The organism is Autumnicola psychrophila (assembly GCF_031846645.1).
GTDB classification, from domain to species: domain Bacteria; phylum Bacteroidota; class Bacteroidia; order Flavobacteriales; family Flavobacteriaceae; genus Autumnicola; species Autumnicola psychrophila.
Map to the genome: position 1 here is coordinate 226,037 of NZ_JAVRHN010000001.1, position 19,844 is coordinate 245,880.

Genomic DNA, 19,844 nt, shown 5'->3' on the forward strand with positions numbered 1-19,844 from the left:
TTTATATTTAAACCATGAAAATTTTTCTTATTCTATACCTTTTTTTTGGCCTTAACTGCTATTTGTATTCCCAGGAAGCGCTGGAAATCCTCCCGCCAAACTACATTCGAAGTATCCGTTTAAGCGGCAGCAATGGCATCCAGAGTGGTAATCCTATTTTGCAGCTGGGAGAAGAACTCCACCTCAGTTTTGACGATATAATTGGGGATGAGGCAGATTACTATTATATAATAGAACATTATAATTACGACTGGACCTTATCACAACTTACCAAATCTGAGTATCTGGAAGGTTTTGACGATATTAGGATTTTTAATTATCAAAATTCTCTGAACACCCTTCAGCCTTTCTCTCATTACGAATTACAAATCCCTAACAGTGACACCGGGAATTTTAAGGTTACCGGAAACTACATGATCAAAATTTTTAGCGCTGAAAGGGAACTGGTTTTCTCCAGGAAGTTTATAGTGTACCAGCCTATTGCGCAGGTGGAAGTCGCCATTAAAAGGTCCAGAAACATAAAATTTATTGATCAAAAGCAGGTGGTTAACTTTAGCATCAATTCTCCAGATCTGCTGCTCAAGAATCCGGAGCAGAATGTAAAAGTACTAATTCTCCAAAATCAAAATCTAAAAACAGCCATTAAAAATGTACCTCCGCAATACACCATAGGAAATGAACTGGTATACAAATATGATGAGGAAACTTCTTTTTGGGGCGGTAATGAATATATTCAGTTTGATAATAAAGAATTAAGAGCAACCACAGCCGACATTAATTTTGTTGAAGTTAACGAACTATATCACCATTATTTATTTCCGGATTTTACAAGGGCTGGTGAACCCTACACCTTTAATCCAGACATTAACGGAGGTTTTGTTATTAGAAATCTCAGGGGAAACAATTCAGATATCGAAGCGGAATACGTTTGGGTACATTTTCAGCTAAAAAATTATGACGCGCTGGACGATGGTGAAATACATCTCTACGGAAAATTTAATAATTTCGTTTTAGATGAGACTACAAGGCTTAGTTTTAATGAAGAAACAGGTTTGTATGAAGGAGTGCGTTTGTTTAAGCAGGGTTTTTACAATTATAAGTATGTTCTACTTGAACCCAATGGGATTTTAAATGAAGGATTTATTAGCGGAAATTTTGATGAAACAGAAAATGAATATCAGGTAATTGTTTATTACCGGATGCCCGGGGCACGATACGACCGGGTTATAGGCCTGGGCACTGCAAATTCAGTAAATATCAGCAACTAATTTTTTAGCAATACATGAAAAATAATCGTGCTCTGCGGAAGTATCGCGGTGAAGAATGCCTTAACTGCAGTCAACCTCTGGACCTTAGTGATGTTTACTGTTCTAACTGCGGACAACTAAATAGCACGAAAAAACTAAACTTCGACGATTTCTTTTCTGAATTTTTCTCCGGAATATTTGCCTACGACTCAAGATTCCAACGCACACTGAAGGCCTTGCTTTTTCAGCCCGGTAAAATTTCCAAGGATTACATCCAGGGCAAAAGAGTACGCTACGCCAATCCTTTCCGGTTTTACCTGAGTGCTTCTATTATTTTCTTCCTGATTATGAGTTTTACAAGCTCCCTGGAAGACATGGATTTTAATAATAACAAAACAGATCTACAGGAAGAGCTGGCACGTGTGCCGCAGGACAGTCTTAATAAGATTAATGAAAACTTCAGAAAAATTCCTGGTTTAAAAGATCAAAAGCTAAATACAGATTCTCTTGCCGTAGCCTTACAAAGAGCACCATCTTATAAAGAAGTTTACGTTTCACAGGAAGTACTCGACACGATGAGTCTGAATAACTCCAGTTCAAAAAAGTTCAATATTTTTTCAGAATTCTATAAAGAAACAAATATTGCTAATGCTACAAGAGCAATGGACAGCCTTAATTACGTTCATTCAAATTACAATCAGTGGCTTTACAAAAAAGCTGTAGACTGGAACCTATTAACGGACAATCCACAGGTTTTTATCACTTATTTTATTAATAAGTTACCTTTTATAATTTTCTTCTACCTGCCGATATTTGCCCTTTTTATCTGGCTGCTTTATATACGAAGACCTTTTAACTATATGGAGCATCTTATTTTTGCTTTTCATGTACAAACCACCTTTTTCGTCTTATATTCCCTTGCATTATTTTTCGATTATTTAATTTCCGGAGACTGGGGAACCACTATTGCCGGAATCACTTTTGTTATCTACCTCTACAAAGCTTTAAGAAAATTTTATAACCAGGGACGTGTTAAAACCGTTCTAAAGTTCGTATTGCTAACTACAATATTCTTTATTTTAGCGTTAGTAACAACAGGATTAGCTTTGCTTGCATCTTTTGCTATCTATTAGATATGACCCAACAGGTAACACGTGGTATAAAAATTTCGGTTGAAACAGACTTCGAAGGAGTATTCTTTAAGGAGTACAAAATGCGTTTTGCCTTTGGTTATCGTATTACTATTGAAAATCAAAGCAATGATTCTGTGCAGCTCACTTCCCGTTTCTGGAAAATTAAGGATGCTTTAAATAAAACCGAAATTGTGCAGGGTGAAGGAGTAATTGGTGAAAAACCTATCTTAAAACCCGGAGAAAGCCATTCTTACCAAAGCGGATGCCTCCTTAATGGCCCTTTTGGAGCCATGAGCGGACATTACAACATGGTAAATTTCACTTCTACCCGAAATTTTAGAGTAAAAATTCCTATATTCAAGCTAAGCGCTCCTTTTGCCTTAAATTAATTGGAAATCTACTTCCTTTTCGGTTATTAGTGATTCACTTAAATCTTTGTACCAGAAGCGTGCCTTAAAATGGCAATTTTCGACCTGCATAGACTCAGAAAAATTCTGATGACTCAAAAAATTTTTCTATTATCCTATTTCTTTGCAGTAAATTGTAGCTTAAAAAGTTGTAGGTACTTTCCACATTGAGCTCTTCTTTGTCCCGAAATTCTATTAGTTATTCGGGAAGTTTCCGGGTTACAGCCACTGAATTTCAACTAAAGAATAGAGATCAAGTAATCTTTACTCGTGGGGAAATCGAAAAACGACTGTTAAGCTTACGAAATTAAAGATGTACTAACATAAATGAAGGTGAAACTAATTAATCCTTACATTTCCAGTAAGTCTAGAATACCCTTTACTTTTTCCTTATTAATTGGCTTCATGAGAAGTGCCTTCACATAAGGATGCTTTGCTGCTGCTGCCCTCTCTGTCGGATCTTTGGAAAAAGTAAGTATAAAAATAACAGGAGGTTGATTGAAGTTTATTTTATCAATTTCATCAAGCACATCCAATGCAGACATTACAGGCATGTTCAGGTCCAGGAAGATCAACAATTTTTCATTATTTTCATTTTTTTCCTTAATAATACGAATAGCTTCTTCAGGGAAATCAAATTTCATCATTTCGGTATCTGGAAAATACTCTTTTACAGAAGCCGTTTGGATAGCATTTATAAACGTTTCATCATCAATCATTAATATTTTATCAAATCCCATGTAAACTTTGTTTTAATTTACCACTTCTTCAAGAAGCCTTTTCAGGGTTTTCATTGTCACCGGCTTGACGATGTAATTACTTACCTCTTTATACTTCTTAGCACGCTCCATATCTCTTTTATCAATACTACTGGTAAGAATAAAAATCGTGATTTTTTTATCAACAGGAATTGTGGTGAATTCATCCAAAAATTGCCACCCGTCCCAAATAGGCATATTTAAATCCAGCAGTACAACTTCAGGCAAAGACTGACCCGATAAAAAGATAGCTTTAAATTTCTCATAAGCTTCTTTACCATCCCGAAGAATCATAATATTCTCTATTAATCCGCTCATTTTAAGGTAATTTTCACAAAGAAATACCTGTATGGGATCATCGTCTACTATGCAGGCAAGATTAATTTTTTTCATCAGGCAGAAATACTTTAAAAATGGTTCCTTTGTTTACTTCACTTTCCACCTCTACAGAACCATTCATAGCTTCTATTTGATTTTTAGTGATGAACAGACCAATTCCACGGGCATCTTCATGTTTATGAAATGTCTTGTACATTTTAAAGAGGCGATCCTTGTGACGCTCCAGGTCAATTCCAAGACCGTTGTCCTTAAAAGTGAGCACCGTAAATTTACCAACTTTCTTCCCGGTAATTTTCACAAAACTCTTACGGTCCAAGGAACTGTATTTTATACCATTCGTCAGGAAATTAAGAATAATACTCTCCAGGTAAGGCCTTACTCCCACCACTTTTAAATCTGGTTCAAGATCAATAATTATTGAAGTCTTATTTGTTTTAGCCAGAGCATGAACACTTTCAATGGTCTTTTTTACTACCGCCTCTACGCTGATCGTGGTGACATTCGTACCTTCTGATAAATTTATTTCAACAATTTCATTCAAATCCCTGATTGTTCCTTCCAAATTTAGAGAAGCGTTTTGAAGATGCGTAAAAGTTTCATTTTCTTTAAGTAAGACATGCTCATTTTCTAAAAAGCCTACTAATAAACCTATTGCGCTGGAATGCGATCTAAGGTTATGAGAAACAATATGGGCAAAATTTTTCAGCCTTTCATTTTGTCCATTCGTCACACTTAAAAGCTCTTCAATACGTTTAAGCCAGTTAGCTTTTATCTGCTCATCCTGTTTACGTTCAGAAATGTCTTCTACAAAACTCCAGATCCTTTTATTCCCGTCAATATCTTTTACTAAAATTCCATTTAAGAGAACAGGATACCGCTCCCCGTTCTTCTTTATGTATTCTTTTTCGTAAGGGCCATAGAAGCCTACTTGATTGAGGGAGCTGATTTGCTCGCTCTCTTTCACCTCGTAATCTTTAGGAGTCACGTCCCAATAGCTAAGATCTAAGAATTCTTCCCTGGAATAACCTGTAGGCTCCAACAGTTTATTATTTACCTCGAGGAAGGCTCCAGTTTCAAAATCATTAAGCGCCAGGCCTATAGGAGATAACTCATAAAGAGCATCTAAAAGCTTTTTTCTATAAAATATTTCATATTCTTTCTTCTTATTTTCGGTAATTTCTTGTAAAATCCCGTACATACGGGCAGGCTTTTCAAGATCTTTATGTGAAAAAAAACGACCCTTTATGTTAATCCAGATGTAATGACCTTTTAAATGTTTTAATCTAAATTGAAATTTGAACCGTTTCCTGCTTTCAAAATGCTGCGCAAGGTGATTGTAAAAATTTTCAAGGTCATCATGGTGAACCAGATTTTTCCAAAAATTCAATTTTTTTTCCTCGGTACTATCGGAATATCCTGTTATCTTCCACCACTCCTTATTGAAGCTAACTTCATCGCTACGGGTATCCCATTCGAAAATACCTGTTTCTGTTCCCTCTGTAACATATCGAAAACGGTTATTAATAGTATTTAGGCTTCTATTAGCATCCTCAAGAGTGCGGGATTTCCTACGCAATTCAAGCAATTTCATGACTTGCCTGCTGAGCATCTGTAATTTTCCCTCTTGATCTTTGCTCAAATTTTTCGACTTACTATCTATAGCACAAATTGTACCCAGTGCATAACCATTGCTGTTTACTAAAGGAACTCCCGCGTAAAAGATAACCGGCTCTTCACCAGTCACAAAAGGATTATTTTTAAAACGATCATCCTTACTCGCATCGGGAACAACAGTAACTTTATTGGGATTATTTATAGTATGTGCGCAAAAGGTGAACTCCCTGGGGAACTCCCGTACTTCCAGCTCTATTCCATAAGAAGATTTAATCCATTGTTTATCCCTCGCAATAAGCGTAATAAGTGCAGTGTTAGTATTGCAAATTTCGGCTGCCATAGCACTTAGAAAGTCCAGATCTGATTCCTCTAACGTATTATTGGGATCATATTTATAGACTTCATGAACACGCTCCAGATCGTTTACCGGAATACTAGGCTTTATCATTTCAAAAGGATTTGGATTGTAAAATACCATCAAATTTTATTTTGAACAAGTTTAAGTTCGAGTTAAAATCGTACTCTGGACTTTTTAAATTATTCTTGATCCCTTACCCGAAAGAATAATAAAGCTACTCTATATAACGAGGCATACCCGCAGAGCATCTTAATAATAAACGTTTCCAAACTTTATAGTATTTATTAAAGAGACCAGCCTTGGGGTATCACCTTTTAGAACAAAAAAAGCCAACTCGTAAAAGTCAGCTTTTGCTTTTGGTTATCGTATTACTATTGAAAATCAAAGCAATGATTCTGTCCAGCTCACTTCCCGTTTCTGGAAAATTAAGGATGCTTTAAATAAAACCGAAATTGTGCAGGGTGAAGGAGTAATTGGTGAAAAACCTATCTTGAAACCCGGAGAAAGCCATTCTTACCAAAGCGGATGCCTCCTTAATGGCCCTTTTGGAGCCATGAGCGGACATTACAACATGGTAAATTTCACTTCTACCCGAAATTTTAGAGTAAAAATTCCCATATTCAAGCTAAGCGCTCCTTTTGCCTTAAATTAATTGAAAATCTACTTCCTTTTCGGTTATTAGTGATTCACTTAAATCTTCGTACCAGAAGCGTGCCTTAAAATGGCAATTTCGACCTGTGTGATGCTCTGCGTCTTCAGAAAACCTCTATCCATTATAAGATCTACGTTTTTATCACCAATCCCGGCGGTGTGATGCCACTTCAGCAGCTTTTCTGCGCTTAAATCTCCATTATCTTGAATTTTAGAAAACCACTGCTGCCTTAAAGCTTTCATTTCTTCAGAATAAAGCGGCGAAGAGGACCAGATATGGGCTGTCAACGGCAAATCCCTGAAATGTTTATGATTTCCATCCCACACAAATTCCAGAAACTTCAATTTCTCATTCCAGTCTGTAATAATCATCGTAAAAGGCTCAATACCTTCAAAATTGTTATTTTTAATAGTAGATTCTACATCTTCAGCAGCAAGAAAATCTTTGACCACTACTCCCCTGCTTTTGCGGTACGATTCTTTCCTGATGTGAGTACGAAAACCGCCATTTATAAGACATACTGACCTTTTCCTTTCACTTAATCCAATCCAGGTTCCACCGGCAACAGCATCTTTCGGAAAAAACAGCTTAACATCTTCATAAATTTCCCAATCGGGAGCGAGGGTTTCTCTTTTCACGACCTCATCCCTGTTTGAGGTCAAAATAAAACCACTGGTTATTTCAGGATTAGCAACAAGAGTAACCGTGCACATTTTTCTTTAATTTTCATTTTTCAAAACTACATAAAAAGTTAAGCTTTCGTGAATAGCCATCCAGCATACCTCAAAGCCGCTGAAATTTTTTATCTTTAGAATTCTAGTATAATTAAATAAAAAATTAGAATATAATATGGGAAAAGGATTTTTTCACGTTCCTGTTGCGACAAACGAACCAGTAAAATCGTATGCGCCAGGAACTCCGGAGAGAGAAGAAGTATTGAAAACATATAAAGAATTATATAATACCAGGATGGAAGTGCCGCTTTATATTGGTTCTGAAGAAATCAAAACCGGCGACACAAGTACCATGCACCCACCGCACGACCACAAACATGATTTAGGCGTCTATCATAAAGCCAATAAGAATCATATTGAAAAAGCCATTGAAGAATCTTTAAAGGCCCGAAAAAAGTGGGCAGATTTGGATTGGGAACATCGTGCAGCTGTATTTCTTAAAGCTGCCGACTTAATTGCGGGGCCTTACCGGGCAAGAATAAATGCAGCCACCATGATTGGCCAGTCAAAGAACATTTACCAGGCCGAAATTGATTCAGCTTGTGAACTTTGTGATTTTCTGCGTTTTAATGTAGAATATATGTCACAAATCTACGACGAGCAGCCGGAATCTTCTGAAGGAAACTGGAATCGCATAGAATACCGCCCTCTTGAAGGTTTTGTTTATGCTGTAACACCATTTAATTTTACCGCAATTGCAGGAAACCTTCCGTCAAGTGCTGCTTTAATGGGGAACGTAGCCATTTGGAAACCAAGTGATAGTCAGATATTTTCTGCACAGGTCATCATGGAAGTATTTAAAGAAGCAGGAGTCCCCGATGGTGTAATTAACATGGTGATGGGTGACCCGCAAATGATTACAGATGTGGTGCTGGATAGCCCTGATTTTGCCGGTATCCACTATACCGGAAGCACCACCGTATTTAAAAATATTTGGGCCGAGATCGGAAAGAATATCCATAAATACAAATCCTACCCAAGAATTGTTGGAGAAACAGGAGGAAAAGATTTTATAATCGCCCACCCCACTTCAAATGCAAAACAAGTCGCTACCGCAATTTCCAGGGGAGCTTTTGAATTCCAGGGACAAAAATGCAGCGCGGCTTCCAGAGTTTATCTTCCGAAGAACCTTTGGCCAGAGATTAAAGACTTTGTTATAGAAGATGTGAAATCCTTTAAAATGGGATCGCCGGAAGATATGTCGAACTTCATCACAGCGGTGATTCACGAAGCTTCTTTTGACAAACTGGCAAAGTATATAGATCAGGCTAAAGAAGACAAAGACTCTGAAATTATCGTAGGAGGTAATTATGATAAATCTGAAGGTTATTTTATAGAGCCAACGGTAATTGTGACTTCCAACCCAACCTACGAAACTATGTGTACCGAGTTATTCGGACCCGTAGTCACCATCTATGTCTATGAAGAAAATAAATGGGAGGAAACCCTGGATTTGGTTGATCAAAATATGTATGGGTTAACAGGAGCAATATTTTCCGGAGACCGTTATGAGGCTGAAAAAGCTACAAAACGACTTCAAAATTCCGCAGGTAATTTTTATATTAATGACAAACCTACTGGAGCTGTTGTAGGACAACAACCTTTTGGTGGAGCACGTGCAAGCGGAACCAATGATAAAGCAGGATCAAAACTGAATCTTTTACGTTGGATTTCTCCAAGGCTTATAAAAGAAACTTTTGTTCCGGCAACAGATTACAGATATCCTTTTATGGGAGAATAAAAACTAAAGAAATACCATTATAATATCAACCCCGGAGAATTTTCCGGGGTTTTTTTATGGCCAAAGTTTATTGTCTTTTGCTGAAGCACTTACAGGAAAAATAGTTCAGAAGTCCCTTACCTACAAAAAATAACACAAAAATTGGAGCTCTTTCTCTGGTAATTGCGCTGAACGAGTAATTAGGAGCTTCATCGAAAACTTCCGTCGATCCCCTAAATATACTGTACTTTAGATTATTAAAACTCTTGGCCTCAGAGTTTTACCACCCCGACCTAACAGCACCTAACGGCATCGAATATGGTAAAAAATCTACTTTTTCTTCCTATCTGGATTGTATTCTTTTTCCTGGCTCCGATGGAGGGGGTTGGGCAATGCGTAATACCTACTGTTACCATTCAAAACGTTTCAGGGTCCTCTGTTTGTGAGGATGAGACTATTTCCTTCAATGGATCTGTCACCTCTTCTAGCTCAGATATCTTGTCCTATCAATGGCAGGTAAGTTATAATAACGGAGCTTATACTGACATTGCTGGTGCAACAAACGAAGATCTTTCCGGATATGATGCCGCTATAGGAAGTAACAGATTTAAACTGCTTGTAACCTACAACTGTACCGAAAATCAAGTTTCTCAGGCGGTATTGAGTCAGCCCTCGAGTACGGTCACAGTGCTTGAAAAAAGAACAGGATCTGTGACTATGACCGCCAGTAACACCAATATTTGTCCCGGAGAGAATGTTACTTTTAACACTACGGCTCCTGCAAATTTAGGAGCTTCCCCAGATTATGACTGGCAGTTAACAAGAAATGAAAATACCACTTCAATTAGTTCCCTTAAAACCTTCACAATAGGCTCACTTGTGGCAGGAGATGTGGTTCGTCTTTACGTTACCTCCAGCGTGCCTTGCGTTGACCCTGTTTATAGCACAAACACGTTCACTATTACTGAAAAACCCGGAATTCCGTCGACTCCAGGTGCTTTCACGAGCGGAGAAGCAGAAGTGTGCCCCGAACTTACAAAAACATATACTGTTCCGAACGACAATACTGCATCAGAGTATATCTGGACTTTACCTTCCGGATGGACCGGATCAAGTAACAACAATACCATTACCGTTACCACAGGAAATTCCGGTGGAAGCATAACAGTAAAGGCAAAAAACAGCTGCGGAACCAGTGAAGCCAGAACTTTAGGTGTTTCAGTAAAAGCAGGTATTCCTGCTCAACCTGCAGCAATTTCAGGCACTGCTGCGGTTTGCCCGGGGATAGCACAGACTTTTTCAGTCACTAATGTTTCCAGTGTCAGTTACACCTGGCAAATACCTGCCGGATGGGATGGAACCAGCACCACAAATTCAATAACCTTAACTCCTTCAACAACTGCTCAAAATGGTAATCTTTCGGTTACTGCAACTAATGACTGCGGAACCAGTTCTGCCAGAACATTGGCTCTTTCGGTGAAACCAGGAATTCCTGCCCAGCCCTTAGTATTTACCGCAGGCTCAGCCACTCTTTGCCCTGGCACCCAAGGCACTTATAAAGTGCCAGGAGTAACAGGTGCAACTAATTATATCTGGACATTACCCTCGGGTTTTTCTGCAACGAATTTGACTACGACCACGCCTTCATTGGTAGTTACTGCCGGCACTTCCGGATCGGGAAATATTACAGTTAAGGCTTCGAATGACTGTGGAACAGGTGAGGAACGAATTTTTGCAGTAGCAATTAATGATCCTGTTCCAGTGATGAACGAGAATATTCAAGGTTCTCCTGCAGTTTGTGCCGGTACTCAGGGGCTAACCTATTCGATTCCATTAATAACAAATGCCACGAGCTATGAATGGAGTGCAAGCTCCGGATGGGCAGTCACTGCTGGTCAGGGATCTAATTCCATCACTCTTACCTCAGGTACATCTGCCGGAACTATTTCTGTTAAGGCAATAAATAGTTGTGGAGAAAGTGCTTCTAGAAATTTACTCATCAATTTAAATCCACCCCCGCCTGCTATACCAGGCGCTATTACTTTCTCTGATGGTACAGATAAAGCCTGCAGTAATACAGCAGAAACTTATTCTTTTGCAGCTGTACCCAATGCCTCCAGTTATTTATGGACTCTTCCAAATGGTTCTACACAGAGCACTACAGTACCATCCTTATCATTTACTGCGACAGCTTCAGGAACACAAACTTTAAAAGTTGCAGCCGTGAATTCCTGTGGAACAAGTAATGAAAAATCTTTTCAAATTAATGTTGCAGGCGGAAAACCTGCAAAGCCTGAAACTATTACAGCAAGCAAGTACACCGTTTGTCCTCCAGAAACAGGTTTTCTACTTAGTGTACCGGAAGTAAGCAATGCAGATAGTTATCAATGGTTTTTACCAGCAGGTTGGGAAATTACCAATGGAGCTGGAACTAATGCAATCACAGTCAAAATCAACGCCTCTTCCACTTATCAAAATCCTACTGTTGTTGGTGTAGAAGCTAAGAATCATTGTGGGAATAGTACAAGACAGACAACCTCTTCCAACATTAATGATGCAAATGCAATTGCCGTAAGTGACTTCGTGTTTGTAGATTTAGGTGAAGATCGCGTATTATGTAATTCAAATTCTCCAGTCACGATTAATGCAGCATTAAACTTTGGTGGAAAAAAATTAAAAATAGCTAGTATAAAATCATCTTCTGGAGTAACTATAAACGATTTAGGAAATGGCGCCGTCGACAGTCATACATTTAGTTACCCCCCTACATTAACAGATTTAAATAATGGCAGTGTAACAATAACTATGATTACCGCAAATCCTGGTGGGGCATGTAACGCTGGCAAAGACGAAATGACAATTTTTTTTCGCCCCACCCCCACGTCCACAATTGCCACACCAGATCCAATTTGCGCAGGCTCTTCAACCTCTCTCACGTTTACAGGAACACCAAATACAAGGCTCACCTATAGAATTGGAACAGGATCAGACAAAACTATTGACATAGGAGCAACAGGAACTGCTATATTAAATACAGGGGCATTAAATTCTAACACCACTTATAATCTGCGCAGTATTCAATATCTTGACACCCCCTCCTGTTCCAATCCGCTTTCCGGATCTGCCACAGTTACAGTTACTCCAAAACCAACAGCAACCATATCATATAGCACACCCTTCTGCACTTCCCCAGGAAGTACAGAATCAGTAACTTTAAATACTACGGGGACTGTAACAGGAGCTCAATTTTCAGCTCCCTCTGGACTGACAATTAATCCAACCACAGGAGCAATTACACCAAGCTCAAGTACACCCGGAAGTTACACCGTCACCTACACAGTACCGGCATTAGGAGGTTGTGATGTTGTAGTTGCTACTACCGAAGTAGAAATTTTTGAAAAAGTAGTTATAACCACACCACCAACAGGAGATAGAATTTGCGAAGGAGAAAATGTACAATTCGAAGTAAGTGCAACCGGCGACGATCTTACCTATCAATGGTATAAAGGAACGCCGGGTTCAGGAACTGCCGTTAATGGAGGAACTTCTGACCTTCTGAACCTGAACAGCGCTCCAACTTCAGATGCAGGAGACTATTTTGTAGAAATTACCGGAGCTTCTCCTTGTGAGATGGTTAGATCATCAGCGGTAAACCTTCAGGTGGATTCTACAATATCTATCACAGAACAACCTATTGATACAGAAGTGTGCGTTGGAGATACTGTAAACTTATCTGTTACAGCATCCGCAGGTAACGAAACTTTAAACTATCAATGGTATAAAGGCACTCCCGGCTCTGGTACTGCAATAGGAAGTACCAATTTAACAGGGGAACTTGAAATATCCGGAACAACCACTGCATCAGGTGGTGATTATTATGTAATGATCATTGGTACAACAGGGTATCGATGCGAACCGGTAATTTCTGAAGCTGCTACACTAACAGTAAGGGAAATTCCTTCAATAACTATTACTGGTTCCGCCGAGATTTGTGACGGATTAAGTGCTGATATTTCTTTTGCCGGCACCCCTAATACAGCTGTTACGTATACTATTAACGGCGGCAACAGCCAGACCATTGCCCTTGATGCTTCAGGAGAAGCTACTTTATCAACCGGTGCCCTCAGTGTGGTTAATAACGATATCACTGATTACGAGTATACAGTTTCCAGCGTACAATATTCAAATGGCTCTCCTTGTGCTGCTACGGTAACAGGATCTGCAACTATTACTGTAAATCCTACTCCTGACGTTAATGTTTCCTTTGAAAACTCTCAGGTCACCTTTTGTAACGACACTTTCCAGGGAACTTTTACACCTTCCTTAACCGGTTCTGGTGCCTTTACAGGCGGAGTCTTCTCTGCCGAAGGTTTAAACGTGAATGAAGAAACCGGAGCTTTTACTCCCGCAAATGCGACTGCCGGTGACTATAAATTAAACTATTATCTGGAAGAAGCAGGAGGTTGTTCTGAACTTGCTGCTACTCTCGATATAACAATTTTCACCAGCGTGGAAATAACTTCTGAACCTTTCCCTGTGGCCGTATGTACAGCCAACGATACGCAGCTGGAGATTGCAGCTTCAGGAGATAATCTTAGTTATCAATGGTTCAAGGTTGTAGCAACATCCGATTCTGAAGTTGGAGCAGATTCTCCAATCCTGGAACTTAACAATGCAACTGCAACTACTGCAGGAGATTATTACGTCGTGGTTAGCGGAGATAATGCCTGTGAACCGGCCATATCTGAAACAGTTACTGTTACGGTGGACGAGAATATTGAGGTGACACAGCAACCCAATGATCAGGATGCTTGTATAGAAAGTAACGTAACACTTACAGTAGATGCAATAGCCTCCGGAAGTAACGAGAATATACAATATCGCTGGATGTTTCGCTCTGCAAACAGTAACAATGTAAACGACTGGACCTATGTGAGCGGTGGAGAGACAGCGACTCTTATATTGAGTGAAGTAAACCTCTCTCAGGCTGGACAATATCGTGCAGAGATTGACGGACCTGATTTTTACAGTTGTAGTATTGGTTATTCTGAAATAGCTGTTGTTACTGTCTATGAACAACCTACAGCCGATGCCGGAGTAGCAACATTAGAGGTCTGCAGTACTACCAACCCTATCAGCCTTGGAATAGGTGCAAATGTTACAAACCACAGCTCGGTGCAATGGACTACCAGCAATGGCCATGGCGCAATTATAAATCCTGGAGATTTAAACGGAGTTACATACATTCCTGCAGAAGCGGATTATGGTGAGACATTAGAATTTTCTCTTACTGCAATCCTGGAAGTGGACGGAGTTGAACTTTGTGCCGAAACAATTGCCTCAGATGTGAAGGTAATCACTATTATTCCTCAACCTGCTATTACCGGGTTTAGTTATACCGATCAAATAACCAATACTCAATCCGAATATTGTGAAACTGATATGTTGGAACAGTCACCAGACATTACCGGAAATTTCCTTACAGGCGGAGAGGGTGAATTTTCTGTTGCGTTCAGTGGAAATCCTACAAATCCTTTAGTTGTTAATGCCGCATCAGGAGTCTTTACACCCAATGGAACAAATCCCGGAACTTATGTGATCACCTATACATATAGCGCCGCATCCCAAACCGGAGTATGTAATAATGCTTCAGCGGAATTTTCTGTAGTAATAGGAGAAAAACCTGTTGCTGAATTTACTTATGGAGACAATCCATTTTGTAGTGATGCTGCAAATCCTCTCCCCGTTTCGCTTAATGAGGGTATTCTCGGAACTTTTACATCTGATGAGGGATTGGTATTCCTTGAAGGAGGGGAGCCAGGTCAAATCGACTTGAATGCCAGCACTCCGGGAACATACACTGTAATCAATACAGTTGATTATGAAGGCGATGGTTGCCAGCCTGTTCAATTTGAAGCAAACATCACTATTAATGCAAAACCTGCAGCTCCACAGATCGCAGATTTAAAATACTGCCTTAATGAAGAAGATGTCGCTGGTTTCGTTGCCAACCCAGCCGAAGGAGGAGAAATTAACTGGTATACAAGTGTGGATTCCTCTATAGAAATGGAGTCTGCACCGGTAGTAAACACTGCCGTAGCAACAACCACTCCCTTCTGGGCAAGCCAAACCTCAGCTGAAGGATGCGAGAGTGAAAGAGTAGAGGTAACTATTACTATAAACGCCTTACCGGAAGTTAGCATTTCTGTAGATGAAAATTTAACAGTATCTGATGATGGGAATCCTGTGATTTGCTTTGGAAGCAATATTATTTTAACTGGAAATGGAGCTGCAGGATATTCCTGGAGTACAGAATCAGAAAATTTAGGAGTTGGGTCTACAATGGCTGTTTCTCCTGAAGTTACTACTACATATTATGCTTTAGGCATAGACGGAAATGAATGTAGCAACACAGCCGAAGTAACAGTCGAAGTAAGTCCAACTACTGAAGCGGGTATTATAGATGCTCCCGCAAGTGTATGTGCTGATAATCCGGCCGGGATTTTGGAATTATCTGGATACACGGGGGAAATAATGATATGGGAATACCAGACATCAGGAGAAAACAGCTGGAACCTACTAAACTCAGGTAGTATTGATGCAACGCAGTCGTTCTCTGGTTTAACCGGAACTACTACTTTTCGTGCAACCATTAAAAGTGGTGTTTGTATTGAAAAAACAACAGAAAAAACTGTGACCGTAGATCCTTTACCTTTCGGAGGAGAATTAGCTTTTGCTGACATAGTTACAACAGATTATAATGGTAGAATTTTTACTATATGTGAAGGTGCTTCAACGGGCTATTCATCCTTATCTCTAAACGAGCATGCGGGAAATATTATAGCCTGGAAATACAGGATCAACGGTGGTGCCTGGACAACTGTTTCTGAAAATAATAGTCCTTTTACGGGTTCAAGCCTTACGGGTGCACAAATTCAGGCTCTTAACCTTACCCAAACTACTGTATTCAGAGTTGAAATAGCCAGCGGTGCATGCACTCCAAATGTTTTTTCTCAAACTGCAATACTAAGTATAATTCCTACAGATATTGAACCTCAACCAGTAACTGTGAGTAAGGATGTTGTCTGTTTGGGCGAGGAGGTAATTCTAAGCTCTGAAACAGGTTATAGCAGCTCAATTCCTATAGTTGAAGGTGGAGCTTTTGATAACGCAGGTATAAAAAATCATGGATGGCGGTTTTTAAGACCTAATGGGACAGCATTTAATTTTGAAACTAATGCCAACAATGTAAATCCGGATGTTTGGTCCAGAGCTACTCCAAGGGATTTTCCAACTGCAGGTCTCACAAGTCCTTATACCAGAACAAATCAAAGATGGGATTCGGGAGTTGAAGACGGCAATAAAGGTTTTGCAATAGTCTCAGGAACAAACTCTTCTTCTATGGAAACTTCTGTTTTTGGAATAGGATCTATGGATCAGGCAATCATGACATTTGACCAAGCCTATAATCTTACGCCGGGAGCCTCAATAAGTGTAGAAATTTCTACAAATGGTGGCGCATCTTACGATACCGTTCTTTTTTCAAGAAGTGGCGCTACTGCCAGCGGAAATCCTTCAAACTTTGGAACTGGTAGCCCCGAGAGCCGGCCAGATAACAAAATAGTAGTTGATCTGGGCAATTATCTTGGGCAAAATAATCTTAGAATACGCTTTAATTATACCGGAGCAAGAGCAGGGGATATTTGGGCTGTAGATGCAGTGAATGTACCTGAAGGCCCCAGAAACGTTTCGATAGAGTGGAATGATTATACAAATCCCGAGCAAATCATACAAATTGGCACCACCAATTCAGTTACTTACGCTCCAAAACAAATAGGACTTAATGTTTTTGAAGTAAAAACAAGTTTAATATTTGATTCTACCGGAAACGCCTGTGACGTAGCAGAAAATTCTGAAAATATTGAAGTTTTCGTTTTTGATAAATATACAACCAGCACTACAGCAGAATATGGAAGCTGTGGTGTATTTGAAGCAAAATTAACAGCTAAGATTTTAAACGGCTCTGGAATTGAAATATCTACGGTAGCTAACGGAGAAATTGTTCCGACTCCCGATGGATACGTAGGTGAATGGAAAATCGAGGGACCTGCAGGGTATCAACTAGTCGATCCTAATCCGGCAGACAATGTTCCTGCAGCAAACGAACCATTAGCTACTCTTACTACTAATTCAACAGGAACCTATAAAGTTTCCTGGTCACTGGTTCCTACGGCAAGAAATCTAGCAGGAGAGCTGTACACAAATCCGGAAGCATGCCCTCCTGTAGAAACTCAATCGGACGTTATTATAGTGGGATGTACTGCTTTGGATTTTGACGGATTAAACGACAGAGTCTTAATAGACCATACCTACCCGGGTGTAATGAGTTTTGAAGCCTGGATTCGTCCCAAAGAAAATGGAGGCACAATAATCTCGGGGCCAAATTTCCGTATAACTACTCCAGCCGATGTTGTTCCAAATTCCAGGTGGTATCATATTGCTGTTTCTAATGGAAAGCTATACATAGATGGTATTAAAAGGTCTGATTTAACCTTGGGAAACAGTGCCGGTACAAAGACAGTTATTGGAGCTGAAATTATTAACGGCGAAGCCACCAATTTCTTTCACGGCTGGATTGAAGAAGTAAGGTTATGGAAGAGAGCATTAACTGTAGATCAAATCCGGTTTATGATGAACCAACGGCTTATTAATAATGGTGCACAAATGGGAGAGCAAATTCCTATGAACGTACCTGGTGGATTAACTTATGCTGATCTTGCGGGCTATTACAGGTTAATTTCTGCAAATCCTGATCCGGCAGGATTAGTAGCATTTGATGGTGCTTTAATGCCTTTAAATGGTGAAACCCCTAATCTGGCTAACGCTGCAATTCCGGGTCGACTGGTAAACATGGAAACCAATCAGGAGAATACTGCTCCTCTCCCCTATTTTTCTGCAAATCCGAAAGTATGGGCAAATGACGACACCTGGGCAAGACCAGAGGTTTGGGATCCACCTCATACTGGTCCTATAGAATGGAATATTGCGAATATATCACACAACATTAATTCTGGCTCTAAAGACATAACTGTTCTAGGCTTGCTCTCCGATTCAGGCGAACTAACCATTGCTAATCCATCCGGAGCAGAAAACGAGAATAACAGCGGACAATTTTTAAATATTACCCATTATCTTCTGCTTAACGGCAATATAGACTTAGTAGGTGAATCTCAACTATTGCAGGGCGAAGTAGGCATACTGGATGAAAGTAGCGCCGGATGGCTGGAAAGAGATCAGCAAGGCACACGTAGTAGTTTTAATTACAACTATTGGTCTAGCCCTGTAAGTTTACAGGGAGAAGCCAATAATTCCACCTACACTATTGCCCAGGTTCTTAGAGACGGAACAGACAGCAACAATCCCCAGATCATAAATTTCAGGCCCGGACATAATGCTGCAGACAATGCAAGGACAAATGCTGTTACAGTTAGCGAATATTGGCTTTGGAGATTTAATGGTACTTCTGATGTTTATGAAGAATGGATTCATATTGGTTCCTCCGGAACCCTACGAACAGGGGAAGGGTTTACCATGAAGGGAACAGATGGAAATGCCGACATTGAAACCCGACAGAACTATGTCTTTATAGGAAAACCACATAACGGTGATTTCACCCTTCCTGTAGGAATGGACAAAAATTATCTTATAGGGAATCCGTACCCATCTGCAATAGATGCACGGGAATTCATTCTCGATAACCTAAACGGAGATGATGTAATAGGAGCCCGAAACACCCGTAATGTTTTTAATGGGGTTGTTTATTTCTGGGACCACTTTGCAGGACATACCCACATCCTGAGGGAATATGTAGGAGGTTATGCGGCATTAACTCTGGCAGGAGCTGTTCCGGCAGTTTCCATAGATGAAAGAATAAATGCCAATGAAGAATCGGGAACAAAAACTCCGCAGCAATATATTCCTGTTGGCCAGGGGTTCTTCATCAACACAGGGCTGGAAATCACCTCAGAAGGTGAGGCTGGAAACGCTATTAGCGTTGATGCAGGGAATATTGAATTTAAAAACAGCCAGAGAGAAGCTGTACGGGAGACTCCGGATAATTCCATTTTCCTTAAACCAATTTATCCTTCAAAGAAAGCTACAAAAGCACAAGATGAACGCGCAAAAATAAGGCTAAGATTTGACTCTCCTAAAGGTTATCACCGGCAGATCTTAGTCGCTGCAGATCCTATAACTACAGATAATGTCGATCTGGGATACGATGCTCCTTTAATCGAATACAACCTGGATGACATGTACTGGATTATTAATCAAAGAGAATATATTATACAAGCCGTTCCTGACTTCGGAAAGGAAAGGATACTGCCACTTGGCGTTCAATTGGAAGAAAAAGGAAATTTCACGATAGCCATAGATTCAAGGGAAAACCTGGGGGAAGATCATAAAATCTATCTTCAAGATAAACTGAGGGATAGTATCCATGATTTTAAAGATGGTCCCTACAAAGAAGAATCTGAAAGCGGCTTTATAGATGACAGGTTTAGTATTATTTTCCATAAAAAAGAAGTTCCTGTTCCCGGTAATGGAGAAGCAGAGGAAGAGGAAGAAGAATCTATTTTTGACGCAATTACTATAGCCTTTAAACATTCTTCAAGGGAATTAAAAGTGTACAATCCAGATCTTATAAATATTTCTCATGTTATATTATTTGACCTCACAGGAAAAAAAATACAGGAATTTGGTGACATTGCAACTGAGAAAGAAGTGACTCTGCCCGTGGTGCAATTTCCTTCTTCAGTGTATATAGTAAAACTGTTCAGTGATAAAAGAACTCACAACAAAAAGATTCTCATGAAATAAATAG

At 39.7% G+C, this 19,844-nt stretch carries 9 protein-coding genes and 1 pseudogene; 6 read left to right on the forward strand and 4 right to left on the reverse strand.

What is annotated here, in order from left to right; genetic code table 11:
* Positions 1-14 precede the first annotated feature (14 nt).
* Genes RM541_RS01015 through apaG (RM541_RS01025) form a run of 3 tightly spaced genes read left to right on the forward strand, consistent with a single transcriptional unit; the run spans position 15 to position 2,769 of the window.
* Positions 15-1,268 carry a type IX secretion system plug protein gene (locus RM541_RS01015; RefSeq protein WP_311498369.1) on the forward strand — a complete coding sequence of 418 codons (1,254 nt, stop codon included), beginning with the start codon at positions 15-17 and terminating at the stop codon, positions 1,266-1,268.
* Positions 1,269-1,282: 14 nt separating this feature from the next.
* Entirely contained in the window at positions 1,283-2,380 is a 1,098-nt protein-coding gene (locus RM541_RS01020; RefSeq protein WP_311498370.1) for a DUF3667 domain-containing protein, read from the forward strand.
* A 2-nt stretch (positions 2,381-2,382) separates the two neighbouring features.
* The gene (gene apaG, locus RM541_RS01025; protein WP_311495620.1) at positions 2,383-2,769 is read left to right on the forward strand and encodes a Co2+/Mg2+ efflux protein ApaG; all 387 of its coding nucleotides are present in this window, start codon (positions 2,383-2,385) and stop codon (positions 2,767-2,769) included.
* Between the two features lie 368 nt (positions 2,770-3,137).
* Here the strand turns inward: apaG (RM541_RS01025) and RM541_RS01030 are convergent, their stop codons facing one another.
* The 3 genes from RM541_RS01030 to RM541_RS01040 are packed head-to-tail and all read right to left on the reverse strand — an operon-like array spanning position 3,138 to position 5,946.
* On the reverse strand, positions 3,138-3,527 hold the full coding sequence (locus RM541_RS01030) for a response regulator (RefSeq protein WP_311498371.1): 390 nt from the start codon (positions 3,525-3,527) through the stop codon (positions 3,138-3,140).
* Between the two features lie 12 nt (positions 3,528-3,539).
* The gene (locus RM541_RS01035; RefSeq protein WP_311498372.1) at positions 3,540-3,938 is read right to left on the reverse strand and encodes a response regulator; all 399 of its coding nucleotides are present in this window, start codon (positions 3,936-3,938) and stop codon (positions 3,540-3,542) included.
* Complete coding sequence (locus RM541_RS01040) at positions 3,925-5,946, reverse strand: PAS domain S-box protein (RefSeq protein ID WP_311498373.1); 2,022 nt, start codon at positions 5,944-5,946, stop codon at positions 3,925-3,927. The genes RM541_RS01035 and RM541_RS01040 overlap by 14 nt, the downstream gene beginning before the upstream one ends.
* A 250-nt stretch (positions 5,947-6,196) precedes the next feature.
* Here RM541_RS01040 and apaG (RM541_RS01045) point away from each other — a divergent pair.
* A pseudogene (gene apaG, locus RM541_RS01045) lies at positions 6,197-6,508 on the forward strand (Co2+/Mg2+ efflux protein ApaG); the annotation flags it as partial.
* 38 nt (positions 6,509-6,546) lie between these two features.
* Here the strand turns inward: apaG (RM541_RS01045) and RM541_RS01050 are convergent.
* Positions 6,547-7,221, reverse strand: a complete 675-nt coding sequence (locus tag RM541_RS01050; RefSeq protein WP_311498374.1) for an NRDE family protein — start codon at positions 7,219-7,221, stop codon at positions 6,547-6,549.
* Positions 7,222-7,357: 136 nt separating this feature from the next.
* On the opposite strand from RM541_RS01050, the gene pruA reads away from it, so the two are divergent.
* Both pruA and RM541_RS01060 read left to right on the forward strand, forming a co-directional pair.
* Positions 7,358-8,983: an L-glutamate gamma-semialdehyde dehydrogenase gene (gene pruA, locus RM541_RS01055; protein ID WP_311498375.1), complete on the forward strand. Its 1,626-nt coding sequence runs from the start codon at positions 7,358-7,360 to the stop codon at positions 8,981-8,983.
* Between the two features lie 297 nt (positions 8,984-9,280).
* Positions 9,281-19,840 carry a DUF8693 domain-containing protein gene (locus tag RM541_RS01060; RefSeq protein WP_311498376.1) on the forward strand — a complete coding sequence of 3,520 codons (10,560 nt, stop codon included), beginning with the start codon at positions 9,281-9,283 and terminating at the stop codon, positions 19,838-19,840.
* Positions 19,841-19,844 lie beyond the last annotated feature (4 nt).